Below are 18,981 nucleotides of genomic sequence, written 5' to 3' on the forward strand. Positions count from 1 at the left end.
CTCAACTTTTGCACCTGATAATAAGCATCTATACCTTACCATTCCAGGATGAACATGTGCTTCATTATCCTGGTTACATTTTGTCAATTCATCCTTCTGCGGAAATGGAGATTGTGTATAGCGCCGCTCCGACCAACCACTACGCTTTCCATGGGGACGGCTTCAGCTAACTTGAAAAGAAAACCGCTTTTCAAGTGGATCTTTAGCTCGCCCTGTTCCCATAGGAGTCTTCGTGGTTGGTCTGCGCTCAGTTAGGCTTCTACAGCGAATGGATGAAATCATTGCTTTTGCTTGATAGAAAGATCATTATAGCATTTCAAATGGTTGAATTGGCAAATTAAATGATGATACGGCATGAATAGTAAATATCAGGAATAGCTTTCATGAACAGAAAGTAATCGTGATGGGACATTTTTATGTTCACCATGAAAAAGATTTTCTTTACTGGTCTGATTTCTATTGGCCGAGTTGTATTAAACAGTATAGAACATCCTTCTAGCGGAGGCGGATCGTTTTGACTCCTGTGAGGAAAGCGGAAAGCGTCGTTTAAAAACGTAACAACTGGACCGAAGCAACTGAGATAAAGGAATCACCGTGAGTTTACGAACGGATGATGACTTTCACCCGCGGGGCATAAGTGCGACTTTAGCTCTGTCTGCGCCTGACGGCTTGCCAATCGCTAAGTCTTCTTTATCGTAGGGCGCTTTCGGGAAGTTGTCTAGTTTTTGACGCTTGTAGCTGGACAGGGATTAGCATCATCTGAAGATCCACTTTTGCCAAGTGCTCTTCTTGGCAAAAGTTAGCTGAAGAGCATGCCCCTAGGAAAGCAAAACGGTCCGCCGCAGCGGTGGCCTTACACGTTACCTGCTTTCCAGATAGAGTTTATGCTTTGTCAATAGATAGTATCTGTCTCTATGATAAGTAAGTTATTTTTTAAGTACGAAAGTTGAGTTAATAACAAAAAATGGAGGCTACTCAATGATAGAAATATCTCAAATTAATAAAAGCTTTGATGGAAAAAATCAAATTATTGAAGATTTAACATTAACCATTCCTGATGGAAAGATTGTCGGCTTCCTCGGACCAAATGGAGCAGGTAAATCTACTACGATTAATATGATGACCGGAATTTTACCAATTGATAAGGGGAGGATTTCTCTAAATGGTATCGATATCGAAAAAGAGCCTTTAAAGGCGAAACAGATTTTCGGATTTGTCCCTGACCGCTCAGATATCTTTCTGAGGTTAAAAGGATTAGAATATCTTAATTTTATTGCAGATATTTATCAGGTTCCTGAAGAAGTCCGTCAGGAGAAAATCAAATACTTTACAAAACAATTTGCAATTGATCATGCGCTCGGAAATTACATTCAGAGTTATTCACATGGAATGAGGCAAAAAATAACTGTTACCTCTGTCCTTCTGCATGATCCTGATATTTGGATTTTAGATGAACCATTAACCGGTCTGGACCCGAAATCCTCGCATGCTTTAAAACAAATGATGCGGGAGCATGCTGACAAAGGCAATACCGTTTTTTTCTCCAGTCACGGTCTGGAGGTCGTTGAGCAGATTTGTGATGAAGTAGCTATTATTAATCACGGAAAGCTGTTATTTTATGGAACGATTGAAGAGCTGCAGGCAAAATATCAAACGGATCAGTCCCTTGAAAATGTATTTTTGGAGTTGACAAATGATGCGTAATACATGGACAGTAACTAAAATTATGTTAAAAATGCAATATTCGTCTGCCGGCAAACAAGGTAATACATGGATTTATGGTGTACTTACAGTTATTCTGATTCCATTTTTCCTTATCATCATGATGCAGGTCTTCCGTGGAATCATTGAAAATGCTTATCTCATGCTGGCAGAGGTGAACCAGGAAAGTATACTGCTCGGCATCGTATTACTCTTTATTACTGCTATATTGTTCTTCTTTTCTTTTATTACCATTTTATCGGCATTTTATTTTTCAGATGATATTACTGCTTACATTCCATTGCCTTTACATCCTTATCAATTATTAATTGGTAAAGCAGCAAACCCATTAATCTATAATTACTTAATATCAGCAGTTATTTTTATTCCATTTCTATTTATTTACGGAAGCATCAGCAATGCACCTATTTTATTTTATGTCTATGGTTTTATTTTGTTTATTTTTTTTCCAATTATTCCGTTTACTATTGTAGCAATTATACTTATGTTCCTTATGCGTTATGTGAATATCGCAAAAAATAAGGATCGTTCCAAAATCTTTATGGGAGTCGGTTCCCTGCTATTTGTGATTCTGGTTAATGTACTTGTCCGTTTAAATTTGGATGATGCGGCATTAATGAACGCCTTTACTGCCTATATGCAGGAGCAGGAAGGTATATTAAAGATGATTACAATGATTTTTCCACCTGCCTATTTTGGTGCACTCAGTCTTCATTTTGCTGACAGCTGGCAAGCTTTGCCGGCTCTTGTGGCCCTCCTGGCTATTTTTACAATCACTGCATTGTTATTTATCTTGGCAGGGCAGCGCTTTTATCTGAAGGGCGTAAGAGGAATGAGCTCAGGAAGCAAAGGAAATTTATCTGAGAGAGCCTCTCATAAATTAACGAAACAGCATTCCATTTTAAAAGCCTATATACGGAAAGAAATAAAAATGATCATTCGTACGCCGGCTTTTTTAATGCAGTGTGTTGTTCAGCCATTATTCTTTCCCGTATTTATAACTGTTATTTTATTTTTAGACCTGGGAGAAGGGCTGTCATCACTGGGCTCTGTTACACCGGAAAAAAATCTTTTTCTCATCTTATTTATGATTTCGATTGTTATGTTAAGTATAAATGCCACAGCATTCACCGCTATTTCCAGAGACGGGGCAGGCCGAAAATTAAATTTATTCCTGCCAATACCGTTTCATCGTTTGATTTTTGCGAAACTGCTGGTTGCTTACCTTATTCCGCTCTTACCATTTATACTTATTACCTTTATAGGAATATATGTAAATATCCCGATTCATATATTAATCGGCTGGATAGGTATTTCCTTATTATACAACTGGCTGGCAGTAATGATTAATTTTCTTATCGATGTGTTTAGTCCAAAGCTTCACTGGACAGATGAACAGGAATTATTTAAAGGAAGATTTACACCATTATTTATTTCTCTTGTGCAGACAGCTTTTTTTGGGATTATAACCCTTGTACTTTGGAATACAAATATGGAGAATGTTTATCTGATTATGCTTATATTAGTAATTGCCGTAGCAGGTTTAACAGATATCGCAAAAACATATTTAAAGAAAAAAGTAACCTTAGAAACATTGCAGAATCTGGATAGTTAAAGTTGGAAAAAAGACTTACCGGAGAAATAAAGTCCGGTAAGTCTTTTTTGATAATTAACAGTAGTAACCGCCAGTGTAACACTGGTTGCCGCCTGAATACGCGGTTCCAATAATAATCAACAAGATAAATAACACAACTAATAACGCAAAGCCAGCTGAGCCGAAGCTTTGGCGTTCTTCACAACATTCTTCTCTACCCATGTGTTTAACCTCCTCTATCTGAACTACTTTAACTTATGCAGCTTCATCCAAATTGGGAAGGCGAATGACCATTTTTTTAAATATACTCCCGGACATCATAAATTTTTCCGTTTTCTAAATGTTCATCCATTAAGATATCAATCAATACACCACCGACGATATCAGCATTCTTTAATTGATTATTATCTTTTAAGGCACGAAAGCTTTCTACATCTTTAAATGCACCTTCTGAGCTCGAGCGGATTGTCTTTTGCATTCCTGTATCCATCACCCCCGGGCTAAATGCAATGATAGCATGCTCTGTCCCTTGTTCCGCCTGTTCTATAGCAACTGTTTGTGTATACATATTCATACTGGCTTTTGTAGAGCAATATACACTCCATCCATACTTGGGTTTTAGAGCCGCACCCGAAGTCACAATTGCTGTAATAAGCTGTACGTTATTTTCTGATGCTTTTTTTAAGAAATGATTTGTTAAAATCATTGGTGCAACCGTGTTCACATGAACCTGTTTCATTAAGTCATCCATTTCAATATTTTCAGCACGGTCTATCGGATCAACTAAGCCTGCATTATTAATTAAGTATACTTTGGACACGCTGTTATCTTTAAATAATGTTTCATCCAGGCTTTCCATTGCTGTCTGTATCGAAGCTTTTTCAGATAAATCACAGGCTACATAACTATAATTCGCACTATTTTCTTTAGCATAGGCATATAAATGGGCATTATCTGTTCTTGAAATCCCCACTACATTTATTCCGGATTCTAAAAAAAGCTTTGCAAGTCCTGCTCCTAACCCCTTCGAAGCTCCAGTAATAATTGCTGTCTCCATACACTCTGCCCCTCTCTATTCTAATTATTATTTATTCCCCTTTGTAAAAAGACCAGCCTCAACCAGGTCTAACCGATCGAAAGCTGATCTTTTGTCAATACTTACAATATATTACAGTTCACTCCAATAATAAGCTAATGTTTCCATTCCTTTTTCAAAGCTGTCGACTGGAAAGCTTTCATTTGGCGAATGAAGCCGGTCTTCCGGCGTACCAAACCCTAAAAGAACGATTGGATATTGATAAGCCGCTTCCAGCCATTCCACTACAGGAATGGAGCCTCCCATTCTCAGGAAAACTGTTTCTTTTCCGAATGCTTTGGTATAGCTTTTGGCTGCTTTTTTAATTAAAGGATGATCCGGTTCTACTTTATATGCTTTTGCAGAGAGCTTTTCCTTTTCCACATGAACATGGACACCTGATGGAGCATTTTTATGAATGTGATCCACTAATTTTTCTTGAATGTCCTGCGGATCCTGTCCAGGCACAAGGCGACATGTAATTTTAGCGGTTGCTGTAGAAGGAATAATTGTCTTCGTGCCCTCTCCCTGATATCCGCCAAATAGTCCATTCACCTCTAAGGTTGGTCTTCCCATGGTGTGTTCTTTTGCTGTATACCCTTTTTCAGATACTGTTTCCGGGATATTTGTCGCTTTTACAAAGTCTTCTCCCGGTGCTTTTTCCATAAGCTCTCTTTCATCCGGAGTTAAATCCTCCACGTTGTCATAAAAACCATCTACGGTAATAACTTCCTCCTCATCCTTCATAGATGCCAGTAAATGACTCATTGCCATTAAAGGATTTCGGACAGCTCCGCCATACATACCAGAGTGAAGATCATGGTCTGGTCCAGTTAACGTAATTTCAACCCCTGTAAATCCTTTTAAACCGTACAAAATAGTCGGCTGATTCTTTTCTGCCATACCAGAATCAGAAATAACTGCAAAATCTGCCTGGAATTGATCTTTCTTCTCATGCAGAAGCTCATAAAGATTCTCACTGCCTATTTCTTCTTCCCCTTCAATACAGACCTTTACATTCATCGGCAGCTTTCCTTCCGTTTTCAAAAAAGCTTCAAAAACAGCAAGGTGCATAAATGTTTGTCCCTTATCATCACTTGATCCACGGGCATAGATTCTTCCATCACGCACTTCAGCCTGGAATGGTTCACTATCCCATAAATCAATTGGATCAACAGGCTGAACATCATAGTGACCATAAAGTAAAACAGTTGGAGCCTCAGGTCCTGCTGCCGTATATTCAGCGTAAACAAGCGGATGACCTTTTGTTTCCATTTTTTCTACGCTTTCAAATCCCAGCTCATTTAAATACCCGGTTAAAAAGTCAGCAGCGCGATGTACATCTTTCTTATGCGCTGGATCAGTACTTACACTTGGAATTGCTAAGAATTCATATAATTTTTTTAATAAAACTTCCTGATTTTCTTTTAAATAAGCAATTGCTTTTTCACTCATAGCTTTTATTTCCTCCTTCAACGTTATGTAAAATTAAAAAACGGCTTCCTATTCAAATGTTGCAGTGCTTTGAACCTTTATATATCATACATGAAAAAAACAGCAAAGAAAAGTAAAGAACCGTGCTGCATATACACTGGTACATCATTTTTATCCTTTTCACATAGGTCTTCCACCTGAAAATAAAAATCCAATTCCTGTTTTAAAAATGACGGAATTGGATTTTTATTCACAATAAATTGTAAAACTATTCAATAGATGTTGTTGTATTATTTTGTGTCCGGGAAAACACGGTCAATCATGTTGCCGATTTGATCAAAGAAGCCTTCTACTGGGTTACCATTATCCATATCATTGACATATCTGTCCGCTAAGTCCAGAAAATCCGGATTAGTTGTTACATGGACATGGTCAATAGAAGGATCTACAGAACGGACGATATCTGCAATTTTGTCTTTTACTTCATCAGTAACTTCCATCCCGTTACCATTGTCATTGTCACGTCTGGCTTCATCATTGTCAGTATCTAAATTAGCGCCAACATATGCGTTATTTTTCGTTGTTAACACATACGCATGATCAATATTATCCATTTCTTCAGTGATTTTGTCAGCTGCTTCTTTAGAGACATTATAATCGGCGTCACGATCATTATTACGATCAGAAACTCTTTCTAACGTATGGTCACGCCCCTGATTTCTTGCATCATCACCCATATTATGACCTTGATATCGTGTCGGCTCCACATCTCCCTCTGTATCATTAGGATTCGTATCACCATTATCCGTATTTTGACAAGCTACTAACGCCATCATAAGAACAGTTAAAACTGCAAATAAACGTAATTTCATTTTCATTCCTCCTTACCTGTTTGCCTTTATTATGGATTGGCCGGTAAGGATTTATGCACATATAAAACGTTAATTTTTGGAAATGAGACCATGAAAGTAGCAGGGATATTTAAAGAGCAATGGAGAAGATATAAACAAGGCTTTTTACTTTGCCTGTCTATATTAAGATGGTCTTCCTTCTTTATAAAGGAGTGAAAATTTTGATAGCTGAGATGCCTGACTACGACAAAGCTTTATACTACACTATATGGGGCCAGTGGGATAATTTATTCTTATTAATGTCACGGACAAATGATGATCTGCTTGCAAAAAAAATTGAGCGATTTCTTTATGATTACCACCATTCCTCCAGTCAAAAGAACGTCGAACAATCTCATGATACACTGCTCTATTATCTGGAGCATGCGCTGCAAATCAGCAGTCCATGGATGTATGAACTTGAATAATTTACTTGCTGAAAAAGCAGATGCCAGTCAAGCATTTTGGGCTTACATCTGCTTTTTTACAGTCTTATCCTGTATAAGTGTCTATTTCAGGCTCTGTGTTTTCCTCCTGAACTGGAGGAAAACCATCCTGTCCTCCATCCATATCCTCTTCGTTTTCCACAACTCGTGTTCCATTTTGAGAATCATATTGCTCTTGTTCATATCCATTTATATTTTCCTCTGAGTTTTCTGAAAAGGTATTTTCTTCTTTTTTCGCAAACAGCATATCCTCTTGCTTTTTACGTTCTTTCTTTTCCTCAAACTCCTGCGTTTCCTTGTATTGATTATGTTCTGGATTTACATCCATTTCTGACGGATTATCTAACCCTTGTATCATTTTATCATCTGAGATGGATTGATCTTTTTCCGTCTCTTCCTGAGCTTCCTGATGTGTGTCAGTCTGCGGGTCTTTCTCATCATCCTTCTCATCGTCGTCTATATCAGATACATCACCTGTATATTTATTGTTTTGCTGCTCTGGCGGCTTGGTTTGTTCCATAGAACGGTCAGCTTCCGAATCAGACTCTTTTTCTCCATAGAAAAAATCAATAATAGCACTATCTTCTGAGTCTGTCAGAGCATCATTCACTTGTTCTGTTTCATCATCCTCGCTGTTCACCATTTCAAGAGCCATTACTTCATTCATCGACTTATCCTGATCTTGCGCAATTTCCCGGACCTCTTCTGGAATAATCAAGGTTGAAACCTCCCAATCAGGAAGTGATTCTATGTACGGAGTAATTTCTGTGATGACCTCACCCTCGCTATCCTGATCCTCATAACTAATTCCTACAATCATCGTTTTACGGTCTGCAAAACCTTTGTCTTCACTTTCGTCAACGATACTTGCTAAAACAGAGGCAACGGGTTCATTCTGAATACCGTTTACTTCGTCCATCAACTGGCATGCAGATTCATTTAACGCATTGACATCTGTAACTAGTAAGTCTTCATTCAATTCCAATTCGACACTGGGGTTTATATCAATGGCAATATAAGCGTGCGTCTCTGTATCGCCTACTCCTTTTTTATACAGAGGAAAGCCGAAAAGTAACAGCGCCAGAATAAAGATTGCAGATAATCTTACAGTATGATGCGATTTTTCCCAGCATCTTTTCCATCCAGATTTTTCATATACCGGCTGATAAATAACCTCATCTCCAATTTCGGTTCCCTCTGTTAAAATAATCCCCTTTTCAAAATTGCCATTTTTGGAAAGTAAAATGGCATATTTGCGATGGATTTCCATCACAATTCCTTTTTTCATTATTCCACATCCTTGAGATAATCCTTAAGGTAATCCTTAAGATAAGCATACTCACTGCTCAACACAATAAAAATAGCTATAATAAATTTCCGGTTTCTCTCTAATGTTTTCTTGCTAACTTCTACTTTCTTTAATAATTTCTTGATTGGCAGCTTTTTTTTGCGATAAACATATTCACTTAATTCGCTGTCCAGGTATAAAATATAAGCTACCTGAACCGCAGATTCTCTGGCATCCCTATGTTTAGGAGAAGCCTTCGTCAGTTCTTCCAATGTCAGCCTGTAGGTTTTTAATTTTTCATTAAATAAAGCTATTTCTTCTTTTCTCTTGATATTTTCTGCTTCTATTTGATGTTTTTCTTTTGCAGCAGCAATAACCAGCGGATTCTCCATCTGCTCCGCATCGTTTATTTCATCTAAAGATAACAGGTTGGGTCTCTTTTGATGATAACGGATATAATCAATTACTTTTCTTTTTACGACAAGTTTTGCAAAAGACAGAAATGAACTGCCCTTATCCTGTTCATAAGAAAAAATAGCGTCATTAAATGCCATTAATCCGACGCTGAATTCATCGTCCTTCTTAGGATCAATATATCTTTTACATACCTCTGAAACACATTTGGCGATAAACGGCTTGTACGTTTGAAGAATTTCATTTTGTAATACAATATCACCTGCCTGAATCGCTTCTATTTTTTCTTCAATAGGGGTATCCGTTAACTGCTTTGTCATCATCATTGGGAGATCCCCCCTATCATCATATAATTCGAACATACTTTTATTTTTTCGGGTTTTAAATTTATTTTTATGAAATGTTTCTTTTTATTTTTTATTCTCATATTAAATAATCTCCATTTTTTTGTCTTTCTTAATTATTTATCGGATAGATTGTTTAGTCAGCAATAAAATCAATTTTATTGGTTATATATATATATATACAGCCTTTGTAATGCCGTATACATAATACTACCCTATAATCACAGCACTTACTATCACAAATGAATAACATTTCATTTAAATTAATATGACGGAAAACAATATTTTTGTAAAATACAGCAGAACAATGCAGAAGTTTGTAAAAAATATTTAATCAAGGAAGACATATGTAAAAATAAAGAAGCTTATTTCCTTTATCTTTATTAAAAAATAGGGAAATGCTCAAACAATAAAGGATATCATGTAATACTTATCTGATGGAACAATGGCAGATTTTTCGTTATCTGGGCTTTTTCCGTCCCTTTTTATATGAAGAGAAAGAGGGCTGCCATTATAAGACAGCCCTCTTTCTTCATATGAAAGCCATTCATGAATGGTTTAAATGGCCGAATACTTCTTCTTTGTTTTTAAATGGTTTTACCCGCTCCATGCCTTTTACTGAATCATCTAAATACAGATCTTTTTCAAACCAGTCCACTGAAGTAACCTGGTCAGACAGATATAAATAAAAGCTGTTCTCTACATAGCTCTCACTGCTGTTGACAACAAGATACTGAATCTTTCCGTCTTCTGTTAAAATAACATCGTCCAGCATTCCAATTTTACCGTCTTTTGCATGCACTTTAAACTCCATAAATTCGTCAATACTTCTCAGGTTATCATTCTGTTTTTCATCAGGTGCAGCCAGGTCCGGTTCTGGTGGCACACCTCTGCTATTGTATTCACTATTGCCAGTGGTTACCGGCCCATGATCCGAGTCCAGCACAGCATTTTCCTTATAATTATTCCAGCCAAAATAATCTAATACCGTTCCCTGATAAGACGAAATTAAATCATTATCTTCCGGAACTTTAGGACTTTCGCGAATCGTTTCTTTATGTCTGTCTACCTGAATATAGCCTTCCTCCAAGTTAATTTCCTCTTTTACATGGTAAGGCAGAAGAACTTTCTTGCCGGGCAGCCATTTTCTTGTATCCACAATCATAAATCGCAGATTCCATTCATCATTAAAATATAAGTCTTTTACCTTTCCTATTTCTCCGTCTGCAGCAAGGACATTTAAATTTGTTAATGTTGAGCCGAGAAACATAAAAAACACCCCCGTAAAAGGTTTTATTATCTAGTACCCTTTTACCGGGGAATTAAACAGCTCTATTTAATTTGTTAATAATTTGTAAAATAATTTATAGGCACATAAAGACCCACACGTCCATGTTCTTCATGATTCAGTGTTGCAAAAATAACGCCAATCACGTTACCGTCTTCATTAATGACAGGGCTGCCACTATTGCCGCGGTATACAGGAGCTCTGATCATCATAACCTCCTGATCCCAGCTGGAAAGCTGCAGCGGGCCTAATACAGTACCTTCATTGGCAATTCCATTAAAAAATAGTGGATTACCTATAAAGCGGATATAATCTCCATGTTCTACCGAAGCATCTTTCTCTAAAGTTAGATATGGAAAGTTTTCACCGTCAACTTCAACAACTGCTAAATCAATCTCGGGATACTCTTCTACTACTTCTCCTTGAAATAAACCTTCCTCGGGGAAAGCTACAGTAACACTCTGATTATCTTCAATGACGTGATAATTCGTTAAAATCGTCCCTTCCTCCGAGATAGCAAAGCCTGTTCCTTTACTACCATCTGTTTCAATAACAACAACAGCTTCTTTGTATGCTGCTACTTGTTCATCCTGCGATAATCGGCTGGATGCCTGGAGAAACTCTACAGCAGGGATAGATATGACTCTCGGAAATAATGAGATGACATAAAAAGTCATTGCAACAGCTATCAAAATGGTTATTATCTTTGAAAACCGCCGCTTTGGCTTGGGCTTATTTTTTTCTGCCTGCGCTCTTTCCAATGCTTCTGCCTTCGCCTGCATAACCAGTTCATGCATTTCCTCCTCATCTATCTCTTCAATCAAGTCTTCATCCATCTTATTTTTTATTTTGTCATCTTCATTTTGCCCGTCCAACACCCAGCCTCCCTTCTATTTAAAATTTTATTATCTTTATTTTAACAAATATTATTAAAAGCAGCCTTGCTAATTCTTTAAAAAGCTCATATACTCTTAGGTTTAAGAATATATGAGCCTTCTTTTGACAATTATATAATTTTATTTTAAACACTGACCTTCAAAGAGCCTTGCTGCATTTGATACATCTGATAGTATGACCCGCGCTCTGCAATCAGTGTATCATGATTCCCCTGCTCAATAATCGTTCCTTTATCCAGAACAATAATCTGATCTGCCTGCTGGATGGTAGATAACCTGTGAGCGATAACAAGTGTTGTTCTTCCTTTCTTCAGCACCTCCAGCGCATGCTGAATCATCAGCTCTGTTTCTGTATCGATATTCGCTGTTGCCTCATCCAGAATCAAAATTGATGGATCAAAGGCAAGTGCCCGCGCAAAGGAAATTAATTGTCTCTCGCCCAAGGAATAGGTAGACCCGTTTTCAGTTACCTCTTCATCATAGCCATCAGGCAGCTTTTCGATAAAACGGTCCGCACCAACTGCTTTTAACGCAGCAATTGCCGTTTCCCTTGTAATTTTTTCATCCTGCATCGTTACATTACTTAAAATAGTGCCAGAGAATAAAAACGGGTCCTGGAGAACTATCCCCATATGGCTGCGAACCTGCTGTCTGGATAAAGATGATGTTTCCCTCCCGTCTATGGTAATCCTTCCTTTTTGCGGATCATAAAAACGGAACAGTAAATTCATAATAGAGCTTTTCCCTGAACCTGTATGACCTACAAAGGCAGTTGTCTGACCTGCATCAACTTTAAAGGAAATATCCTTTAAGACATAATCATCTTTTTGATAAGCAAAATATACATGAGCGAAGGAAATTGTTCCTCTGTATTTATCAATTTCACGATTATCCGTTTCTTCAGCAGGCTGATCCAGCAGCTCAAATACCCGGCTGCCTGCCACTCTCGCCTGCTCAATTAACGGGAGCTGATTCACAATATCCGTCACCGGTTCGAATAAACGGTTAATATAATCGACAAAAGCATATAGGACGCCAATAGAAATCACACTTGCCATATCAAAGGAAGAAGACCCAAAATACCAGATGAAACCGACAAATGTTATGTTACGAAATACGGTTACTAAATTATAAGATGTTAATGCACTTAAACGGATCAATTTCTTTTGGAACGTATAATTACGATTATTTAATACTTCAAAATCCTCTTTTACCGCTTTTTCCTTATTGAAAGCCTGAATAATCGGCATTCCTTGAATGGCTTCATTAATATTTCCGTTAATCTGACTGATTGTTTTTCGAATGACCTTATTATACTTGCTGCCAAAATACTTATAAAGCTGCATCCATCCATATAATAACGGAATGACAAGCAGACAGAGTGCTGCAAGCTTCGGGTCTAAAATAAATAAAGCAACAAAGATTCCAGCCATATAAATTAAACTGGTCACGACAATAGATAAAACACGCTCATATAAATCACGGATTGCTTCTGTATCGTTTGTAATTCTCGCAACAATCGTTCCTGCCGGCTGATCAATATAATAATTAATCGGTAAGCGTTCCGTATGTGCAAATAAATCCGTCCGCATCTGCTTAACAATCTGATTGGCAGACTTTTGCAATAAAAATGTCTGGTAAAACTGAAAAACACCAGCAATCACTAATAAAATCATATATAATACCAACAAGCCGATAATCGGTGTTTTCTCCGGTTCAAAAAACGGATACGCTTCTTGAACAGATAAACGCTCGCCTTGAGCCTGAACGACATTATCATTTAATTCAATCGTCAACTCACCATCATTCATTTCCCGCTGTCCTGATAGCGGCAGCTCCCCTTCAAAAATGTAATAGGAAATACCGATTTGTAATAAGGTGTAGGTATCCCCCGAAAGAGTATCTTCATCGGAAATACGATCTGACCGTTTTAACAACTCACCATGATAAGGAGTTGCTGCACTATCGGCTGATTCTACTGCTTCCCAATAACCCTCTACACCTAAAATATGGTCATCAATGACCCGTTTGGCTATTAAAGGACCGGCAAGCTCCAAAGCAACAGCTATGACTAAACAGACAAGACCGATAATAATTCCTTTTTTATATTTTAAGGCGTATTGAAATAACCGCCGCTCTGTACTCTTCTTCATTCTTACACCTCCTCTTCCATTTGCTGCTGAACGTATTGTGTATAGTACCAGCCTTTCTCTTTCATTAACTGCTCATGGCTTCCTTCTTCTGCAATCCTGCCGTCCTCGAGAACAATGATATGATCGGCATGTGTGACAGCAGATAGGCGATGTGCAGCTATAAATGTTGTTTTATTTTTACGTTCCTCTTTTAAATGAGCAATAATTGCTGCTTCCGTCTTGCCATCCACTGCGGATAAAGAATCATCTAAAATAAGAACTTCCGGATTTTTAATAAAAGCCCTGGCCAGAGCTACACGCTGCTTTTGTCCCCCTGACAGTGTAATTCCGCTTTCACCAACCTGGGTATCTAATCCTTCAGGCAGCTGCAAAATGTCACTGGAGAAATAAGCAAGCTCAAGCGACCGGAATATTTCTTCATCTGTCGCAACTTCTTTACCGAATTGAATATTTTCACGAATTGTTTTGGAAAACATCATCTGATCCTGCGGCACATACCCGATCCATTCCCGAATCTGTTTTAAAGGGATTGTTTCTATTTCTTCCCCGGAGATAATTATATTTCCTTGTACATCCGGGTATTGTCTCAGCAGCAATTTAAATAATGTTGTTTTCCCGGCGCCGGTTTTCCCGACCACACCAATGGTCTCTCCAACCTGAACACTTAAGGTAACACCTTTTAGAGCCTTTTCTGCCGTATTCGGATAGTTAAAGGATACATTCTGAAAACGGAGTCCTTTAACCGTTTCAACCTGCTTCGGCTCCAGTACATCCCTTACGTCTGGTGTATAGGATAATGTTTTGTTTACCCGGTCTAAGGATGCGTTCCCCCGCTGCAGGATATTAATCAGCTCTCCTACGGCAAACATTGGCCAAATCAGCATTCCTAAATAGACATTAAAGGTAACGAGATCTCCTAAAGTCAATCTGTTTTCAAATACAAGCAATGCCCCGTAACCAATCCCGATTGTGTAAGACAACCCGACCAGAATTTTCATTGTCGGTTCAAACAAAGCATCAATTTTAGCAACTTCTATATTTTTGTCATACACATCTTTCGTCATATCCTCAAACCGTTCTTTCTCATGCTCCTCCTGAACAAATGCCCGGACAGCCCGGACACCGCGTATGGATTCCAGGACACTATTATTCATCTCTCCAAAAGCCTCCTGGGCCTTCGTGAAGCGCTGATGGATGGCGCTGCCGTAAAAATTCATGATGACTGCCATGATTGGCAGCGGGAGTAAAGCCGCAAAGGTCAGCGGCCAACTGATTGTTAATCCCATTACCGCAATAATCATTAACATAAATATGCTGGAATCAACTAATGTCAGTACTCCAAAACCAGCTGTCAGACTGATCGCTTTCAAATCATTGGTCGACCTCGCCATTAAATCTCCTGTTCGATATTTCCCAAAGAACGTCGGAGACATAGTCAGGAAATGCTTCATCAGCTTACTCCGCATCCAGCGTTCTAAGATAACAGCTCCTCCAAACAGGGTATAGTCCCATAAATACGAAATAATGTAATGTACAATAAGCAATACAATATATCCTGCGATAACTGCTGTCAGGATTTGCGCCGTCAAAGTTTCAAACTGAATATGGTCTATAATATATCCCACTAATTTCGGGGGTATTAACCCGATTGCACTTGCAATAATTAATGCTATAATTGCGAAGGTATATCGTTTCCAATAATGTGCAAAAAACCAGCTTAATTTCTTAAAAACTGCAAACATCTTTTCACCTGCTTTCTATGTAGTATCCTACATCTGAAACCTTTTTCCATTGAATTTGTTTACATCCCATTTTCTATTAAAAAAAGCACCAAAAAAGCATATACCATTTGTCGGCATATGCTTATAAAAAACCTATTTATCCTCTTATCAGCCGGCCACATGGAAACTTGCGGCCATGTATACACGTTTCTCCCTGGAAATTTAGAAGAAAGAGCACCCTTTTGTTTTTGGAGGCCACAAAATCATATTCTGTTTTATTTGGTTAGATTGATTCATCTGATTGATTTGACGCTGTAGGTTATTCATTTTGTGTTATCCTCCTTTTCTCATTTATTTGAAAATTGAATGCCCTATCATTATATATTTTTCCAAATCGTAAGTCAATTACTTTTTTTATTTTCATATTTTATAATCCATGCTATTATTTTAAATTAAGGGAGATGAAGTAAATGAATTTAGATCAACTTTTAGAATTCAACGAAAAATTTGTAGATAGTAAAGGCTATGAAGAATATACGACGGACAAGTTCCCAAATAAACGAATGGTTATTTTCACATGTATGGATACCCGCTTAGTAGAACTGCTTCCCAGAGCATTGAATATTCGTAACGGCGATGTGAAAATGGTGAAAAATGCCGGAGCCATTATCCGGAAACCATTTGATAGTATTATGAAAAGCTTACTGGTAGCAATTTACAGTTTAAAGGCAGAGGAAGTAGTAGTTATCGGCCATCACGGCTGCGGGATGTCTAATGTGGATATAGAAGCATTACAGCAGTCTATGGTGGATCGCGGAATACCGGAGGAAACGTTACATACCCTGGAGCACTCTGGTATTAATCTTCACAAAGAGTTCCATGGCTTTGAAAAAATCGAGGATTCTGTGACCCAAAGCGTGGGGATTATCCGTAATCATCCGCTGCTGCCAAAAGAAATAAAAGTTCACGGCCTTGTTATTGACCCGGAAACAGGAAAATTAGATATTGTTACAAGAGAAGACTAAAAGAAAGGAAGGGTCCTGGCATACCAGCTTAGGTCCTTCCTTTCTTTCAAATTACAGCCTTCTTATTTTTTTTGAACGGATTCAATAATTTCAATTACTTTATTTCTTGATTCTTCACTTTTATATTTTTTCATTTCATCCAGCATGATTGGAGCAGCTTTTTTCAGAGCAGCTGTTTCCTGGATAAGCTTTTCAGTTGTTAATGTTTCTTCTTCAAGGACCTTAGCATAGTTTTTTTCCTTAAAGGAATTTGCATTAATAATCTGATCCCCTCTGCTTGCTCCGCGAGAAAGCGGAATTAACAGCATCGGTTTCCGTAAAGCCAAAAATTCAAAAATGGCATTGGAGCCGGCACGGGATACAACAAAGTCCGTTGCTGCAAAAATATCCTTTAATTCTTCATGCACATATTCAAATTGCGCATATCCTGGTACCTGAAGAGATGAATCTACTTTCCCGCTGCCACAAATATGAATAATTTCAAAGGTTTTCAGTAATTCATCCAATGCTTCACGGATCGTTTCATTAATTTTCTCAGCTCCGCCGCTCCCCCCCATAATCAATAGTACAGGCTTTTCTCCAGCAAGCTGTGCAAATGCTAATCCTGCCCTTTTATTTCCTGTAAATAATTCATCACGGATAACTGCTCCAACATAAGAAGCTTTCTTTTCCGGAAGATATTTCATTGTTTCAGGAAATGTTGCCAGTACTTTTTTTGTAAATGGTATGGAAAGCTTATTCGCCAGGCCCGGTGTGAAATCTGATTCGTGAATAACAGAAGGGATCCCTCTTAATTTTGCGGCTGCAACAACCGGCACAGATACAAAACCGCCTTTAGAAAAAACAACGGATGGCTTTTTTCTTTTTCCTAAAATGCGAAAAGCCTGCATCGTTCCTTTTAAGACTTTAAATGGATCTTTAAAGTTTTCTTTGGACATATAGCGGCGCAATTTTCCTGTGGATATCGGATGATATGTCACCCCGTCCAGCTTTTCGATCAAGTTTCTTTCAATTCCTTCATACGATCCGATATAATCTACTTGATAGCCCTGTTCCTGATAATATGGTATAAGTGCTAAATTAACAATGACATGACCGGCAGTCCCGCCGCCAGTAAATATAATACGTTTTTTATTTCTTTTTTCCATGGAATTAATTCATCCTTTCCCAAATTATTATATCAGCGTATAATTACCAATGCACCTATTAATTTAACTAAAAAACCGAATTACGAAATGTTAGGAAAGATTAACTATGTATGAAACAGCAAACCGAAGACAAAAAATAAAGCTTTTTATTATTATTATGCTGCCAATCCTGATAACACAGGTCAGCATGAATCTGATGAATTTTTTTGATACTGTAATGTCAGGGCGTGCCGGTTCCGTTGATTTAGCGGGAGTTGCGATCGGTTCCAGCCTTTGGATACCTGTTTTAACAGCAGTAAATGGTATTGTTCTCGCCATAACACCCATCATTGCCCAGCTTATCGGTGCCAAGGAGAAAAAAGATATTCCACAGGTTATTCAGCAGGGTATTTACCTGTCCATCGGCTTATCCTGTGTTATTCTCATTGCAGGCTTTTTTGCTTTAGATCCTATTTTACATCTGATGAGTCTGGAGCCGGATGTACAACATGTAGCAAAATATTATTTAGTTTTTCTCGCTACAGGCATTATGCCATTATTTATTTTTCACACGGTCCGAAGCTTTATGGATGGGCTTGGGCAGACAAGAGCTTCCATGATTATTATCTTAATTTCCCTGCCGATTAATGCACTCCTAAATTATATTTTTATTTTTGGCAAGCTGGGGATACCGGAATTTGGCGGTATTGGAGCAGGTATCGCAACAAGTATTACCTATTGGATCGTCAGTATCATTTCTTTATATATGATACATAGAGTTGCTCCTTTTAAGTCTTATCAAATCTTTCGGATCCGTTTTAAACCACAGATTTCCTATTGGCTCAGTCAATTAAAAATCGGCTTGCCCATCGGACTTGCCATGTTTTTTGAAACAAGTATTTTTTCTGCTGTCACCATTATGATGAGTGTCTATGATACAAATACCATTGCAGCCCATCAGGCAGCCATGAATTTTGCCGGATTATTATATATGCTGCCATTAAGTGTCGGCATGGCACTTACTATTGCTGTCGGGTTTGAAATAGGAGCCAGACGCTTCCGGGATGCCCGTTCTTACACATATCTGGGGATTACCGGCGGGATACTCATCGCTGTATTTACCGGTATTATTCTATTTGTATTTGACGGAGCTGTTGCTCGGCTGTATCATACAAATCCGGAAGTCATTACATTGACGAAGCAATTTATTCTTTTTGCGATTTTTTATCAGCTTGCGGATGCAATTGGAGCTCCAATCCAAGGGGCTCTAAGAGGATATAAGGATGTTAATGTGACATTAATTCTTGCATTGGTTTCTTATTGGCTCATCGGTTTGCCGGTAGGATATTTATTTGCAAACTATACTAATTTTGCTGCCTTTGGCTACTGGATTGGAATTATTGCCGGTTTAAGCGCAGGTGCGATTGCTCTGCTTTTCCGTTTATTATATATTCAGCGTAAAGTAAAACAAGCTTATCAGGCAAAGCGCAGCCTGATAATGTAGCTTTATAAGGATTATAAAAAGCACCATGAATCATCTTGATTGATTCATGGTGCTTTGATG

The 18,981-nt window shown here is 38.1% G+C and carries 16 protein-coding genes; 5 read left to right on the forward strand and 11 right to left on the reverse strand.

Annotation, left to right across the window (positions count from 1 at the left end; genetic code table 11):
- Positions 1–978: 978 nt before the first annotated feature.
- Positions 979–1,704, forward strand: a complete 726-nt coding sequence (locus BN1068_RS13365) for an ABC transporter ATP-binding protein (protein ID WP_077603348.1) — start codon at positions 979–981, stop codon at positions 1,702–1,704.
- The gene (locus BN1068_RS13370) at positions 1,694–3,337 is read left to right on the forward strand and encodes a putative ABC transporter permease subunit (RefSeq protein WP_077603349.1); all 1,644 of its coding nucleotides are present in this window, start codon (positions 1,694–1,696) and stop codon (positions 3,335–3,337) included. Before BN1068_RS13365 ends, BN1068_RS13370 begins: the two co-directional genes overlap by 11 nt.
- A gap of 54 nt (positions 3,338–3,391) precedes the next feature.
- On the opposite strand, the gene BN1068_RS13375 is transcribed toward BN1068_RS13370, so the two are convergent.
- From BN1068_RS13375 to BN1068_RS13390, 4 genes are all read right to left on the reverse strand, one after another.
- Positions 3,392–3,538: a YjcZ family sporulation protein gene (locus tag BN1068_RS13375; protein ID WP_077603350.1), complete on the reverse strand. Its 147-nt coding sequence runs from the start codon at positions 3,536–3,538 to the stop codon at positions 3,392–3,394.
- Positions 3,539–3,614: 76 nt separating this feature from the next.
- The gene (locus tag BN1068_RS13380) at positions 3,615–4,373 is read right to left on the reverse strand and encodes a (S)-benzoin forming benzil reductase (protein WP_077603351.1); all 759 of its coding nucleotides are present in this window, start codon (positions 4,371–4,373) and stop codon (positions 3,615–3,617) included.
- A gap of 111 nt (positions 4,374–4,484) precedes the next feature.
- Entirely contained in the window at positions 4,485–5,846 is a 1,362-nt protein-coding gene (locus BN1068_RS13385; RefSeq protein WP_077603352.1) for a dipeptidase, read from the reverse strand.
- A gap of 269 nt (positions 5,847–6,115) precedes the next feature.
- Entirely contained in the window at positions 6,116–6,697 is a 582-nt protein-coding gene (locus tag BN1068_RS13390) for a YhcN/YlaJ family sporulation lipoprotein (RefSeq protein WP_077603353.1), read from the reverse strand.
- 212 nt (positions 6,698–6,909) lie between these two features.
- On the opposite strand from BN1068_RS13390, the gene BN1068_RS13395 reads away from it, so the two are divergent.
- Positions 6,910–7,143, forward strand: a complete 234-nt coding sequence (locus tag BN1068_RS13395; RefSeq protein WP_077604073.1) for a YhdB family protein — start codon at positions 6,910–6,912, stop codon at positions 7,141–7,143.
- A 64-nt stretch (positions 7,144–7,207) separates the two neighbouring features.
- Here the strand turns inward: BN1068_RS13395 and BN1068_RS13400 are convergent, their stop codons facing one another.
- The 6 genes from BN1068_RS13400 to BN1068_RS13425 form a co-directional block, all read right to left on the reverse strand.
- Complete coding sequence (locus tag BN1068_RS13400) at positions 7,208–8,449, reverse strand: anti-sigma-I factor RsgI family protein (protein WP_077603354.1); 1,242 nt, start codon at positions 8,447–8,449, stop codon at positions 7,208–7,210.
- Entirely contained in the window at positions 8,449–9,189 is a 741-nt protein-coding gene (gene sigI / locus BN1068_RS13405; protein ID WP_077603355.1) for an RNA polymerase sigma factor SigI, read from the reverse strand. Before sigI ends, BN1068_RS13400 begins: the two co-directional genes overlap by 1 nt.
- 565 nt (positions 9,190–9,754) lie before the next feature.
- On the reverse strand, positions 9,755–10,477 hold the full coding sequence (locus BN1068_RS13410; protein ID WP_077603356.1) for a PRC-barrel domain-containing protein: 723 nt from the start codon (positions 10,475–10,477) through the stop codon (positions 9,755–9,757).
- A 74-nt stretch (positions 10,478–10,551) separates the two neighbouring features.
- Positions 10,552–11,373: a S1C family serine protease gene (locus BN1068_RS13415; protein ID WP_439822980.1), complete on the reverse strand. Its 822-nt coding sequence runs from the start codon at positions 11,371–11,373 to the stop codon at positions 10,552–10,554.
- Between the two features lie 143 nt (positions 11,374–11,516).
- Complete coding sequence (locus BN1068_RS13420; RefSeq protein WP_077603357.1) at positions 11,517–13,544, reverse strand: ABC transporter ATP-binding protein; 2,028 nt, start codon at positions 13,542–13,544, stop codon at positions 11,517–11,519.
- 2 nt (positions 13,545–13,546) lie between these two features.
- Positions 13,547–15,286: an ABC transporter ATP-binding protein gene (locus BN1068_RS13425; protein ID WP_077603358.1), complete on the reverse strand. Its 1,740-nt coding sequence runs from the start codon at positions 15,284–15,286 to the stop codon at positions 13,547–13,549.
- A 449-nt stretch (positions 15,287–15,735) separates the two neighbouring features.
- On the opposite strand from BN1068_RS13425, the gene BN1068_RS13430 reads away from it, so the two are divergent.
- Complete coding sequence (locus BN1068_RS13430) at positions 15,736–16,290, forward strand: beta-class carbonic anhydrase (protein WP_077603359.1); 555 nt, start codon at positions 15,736–15,738, stop codon at positions 16,288–16,290.
- A gap of 62 nt (positions 16,291–16,352) precedes the next feature.
- Here the strand turns inward: BN1068_RS13430 and BN1068_RS13435 are convergent, their stop codons facing one another.
- The gene (locus BN1068_RS13435) at positions 16,353–17,438 is read right to left on the reverse strand and encodes an undecaprenyldiphospho-muramoylpentapeptide beta-N-acetylglucosaminyltransferase (protein WP_077603360.1); all 1,086 of its coding nucleotides are present in this window, start codon (positions 17,436–17,438) and stop codon (positions 16,353–16,355) included.
- A gap of 106 nt (positions 17,439–17,544) precedes the next feature.
- On the opposite strand from BN1068_RS13435, the gene BN1068_RS13440 reads away from it, so the two are divergent.
- Positions 17,545–18,921 (forward strand): MATE family efflux transporter, encoded by a 1,377-nt coding sequence (locus tag BN1068_RS13440; RefSeq protein ID WP_077603361.1) that lies wholly within the window; start codon positions 17,545–17,547, stop codon positions 18,919–18,921.
- Positions 18,922–18,981: the final 60 nt, after the last annotated feature.

Source organism: Oceanobacillus sojae (genome assembly GCF_900162665.1).
Taxonomy (GTDB): domain Bacteria; phylum Bacillota; class Bacilli; order Bacillales; family Amphibacillaceae; genus Oceanobacillus; species Oceanobacillus sojae_A.

What these genes read in the sequence shown, in the direction of transcription:
- BN1068_RS13365 (WP_077603348.1), top strand. Translation starts at nt 979, where the DNA reads ATGATAGAAATATCTCAAATTAATAAAAGCTTTGATGGAAAAAATCAA.
- BN1068_RS13370 (WP_077603349.1), top strand. Translation starts at nt 1,694, where the DNA reads ATGATGCGTAATACATGGACAGTAACTAAAATTATGTTAAAAATGCAA.
- BN1068_RS13375 (WP_077603350.1), bottom strand. Translation starts at nt 3,538, where the DNA reads ATGGGTAGAGAAGAATGTTGTGAAGAACGCCAAAGCTTCGGCTCAGCT.
- BN1068_RS13380 (WP_077603351.1), bottom strand. Translation starts at nt 4,373, where the DNA reads ATGGAGACAGCAATTATTACTGGAGCTTCGAAGGGGTTAGGAGCAGGA.
- BN1068_RS13385 (WP_077603352.1), bottom strand. Translation starts at nt 5,846, where the DNA reads ATGAGTGAAAAAGCAATTGCTTATTTAAAAGAAAATCAGGAAGTTTTA.
- BN1068_RS13390 (WP_077603353.1), bottom strand. Translation starts at nt 6,697, where the DNA reads ATGAAATTACGTTTATTTGCAGTTTTAACTGTTCTTATGATGGCGTTA.
- BN1068_RS13395 (WP_077604073.1), top strand. Translation starts at nt 6,910, where the DNA reads ATGCCTGACTACGACAAAGCTTTATACTACACTATATGGGGCCAGTGG.
- BN1068_RS13400 (WP_077603354.1), bottom strand. Translation starts at nt 8,449, where the DNA reads ATGAAAAAAGGAATTGTGATGGAAATCCATCGCAAATATGCCATTTTA.
- sigI (WP_077603355.1), bottom strand. Translation starts at nt 9,189, where the DNA reads ATGATGATGACAAAGCAGTTAACGGATACCCCTATTGAAGAAAAAATA.
- BN1068_RS13410 (WP_077603356.1), bottom strand. Translation starts at nt 10,477, where the DNA reads ATGTTTCTCGGCTCAACATTAACAAATTTAAATGTCCTTGCTGCAGAC.
- BN1068_RS13420 (WP_077603357.1), bottom strand. Translation starts at nt 13,544, where the DNA reads ATGAAGAAGAGTACAGAGCGGCGGTTATTTCAATACGCCTTAAAATAT.
- BN1068_RS13425 (WP_077603358.1), bottom strand. Translation starts at nt 15,286, where the DNA reads ATGTTTGCAGTTTTTAAGAAATTAAGCTGGTTTTTTGCACATTATTGG.
- BN1068_RS13430 (WP_077603359.1), top strand. Translation starts at nt 15,736, where the DNA reads ATGAATTTAGATCAACTTTTAGAATTCAACGAAAAATTTGTAGATAGT.
- BN1068_RS13435 (WP_077603360.1), bottom strand. Translation starts at nt 17,438, where the DNA reads ATGGAAAAAAGAAATAAAAAACGTATTATATTTACTGGCGGCGGGACT.
- BN1068_RS13440 (WP_077603361.1), top strand. Translation starts at nt 17,545, where the DNA reads ATGTATGAAACAGCAAACCGAAGACAAAAAATAAAGCTTTTTATTATT.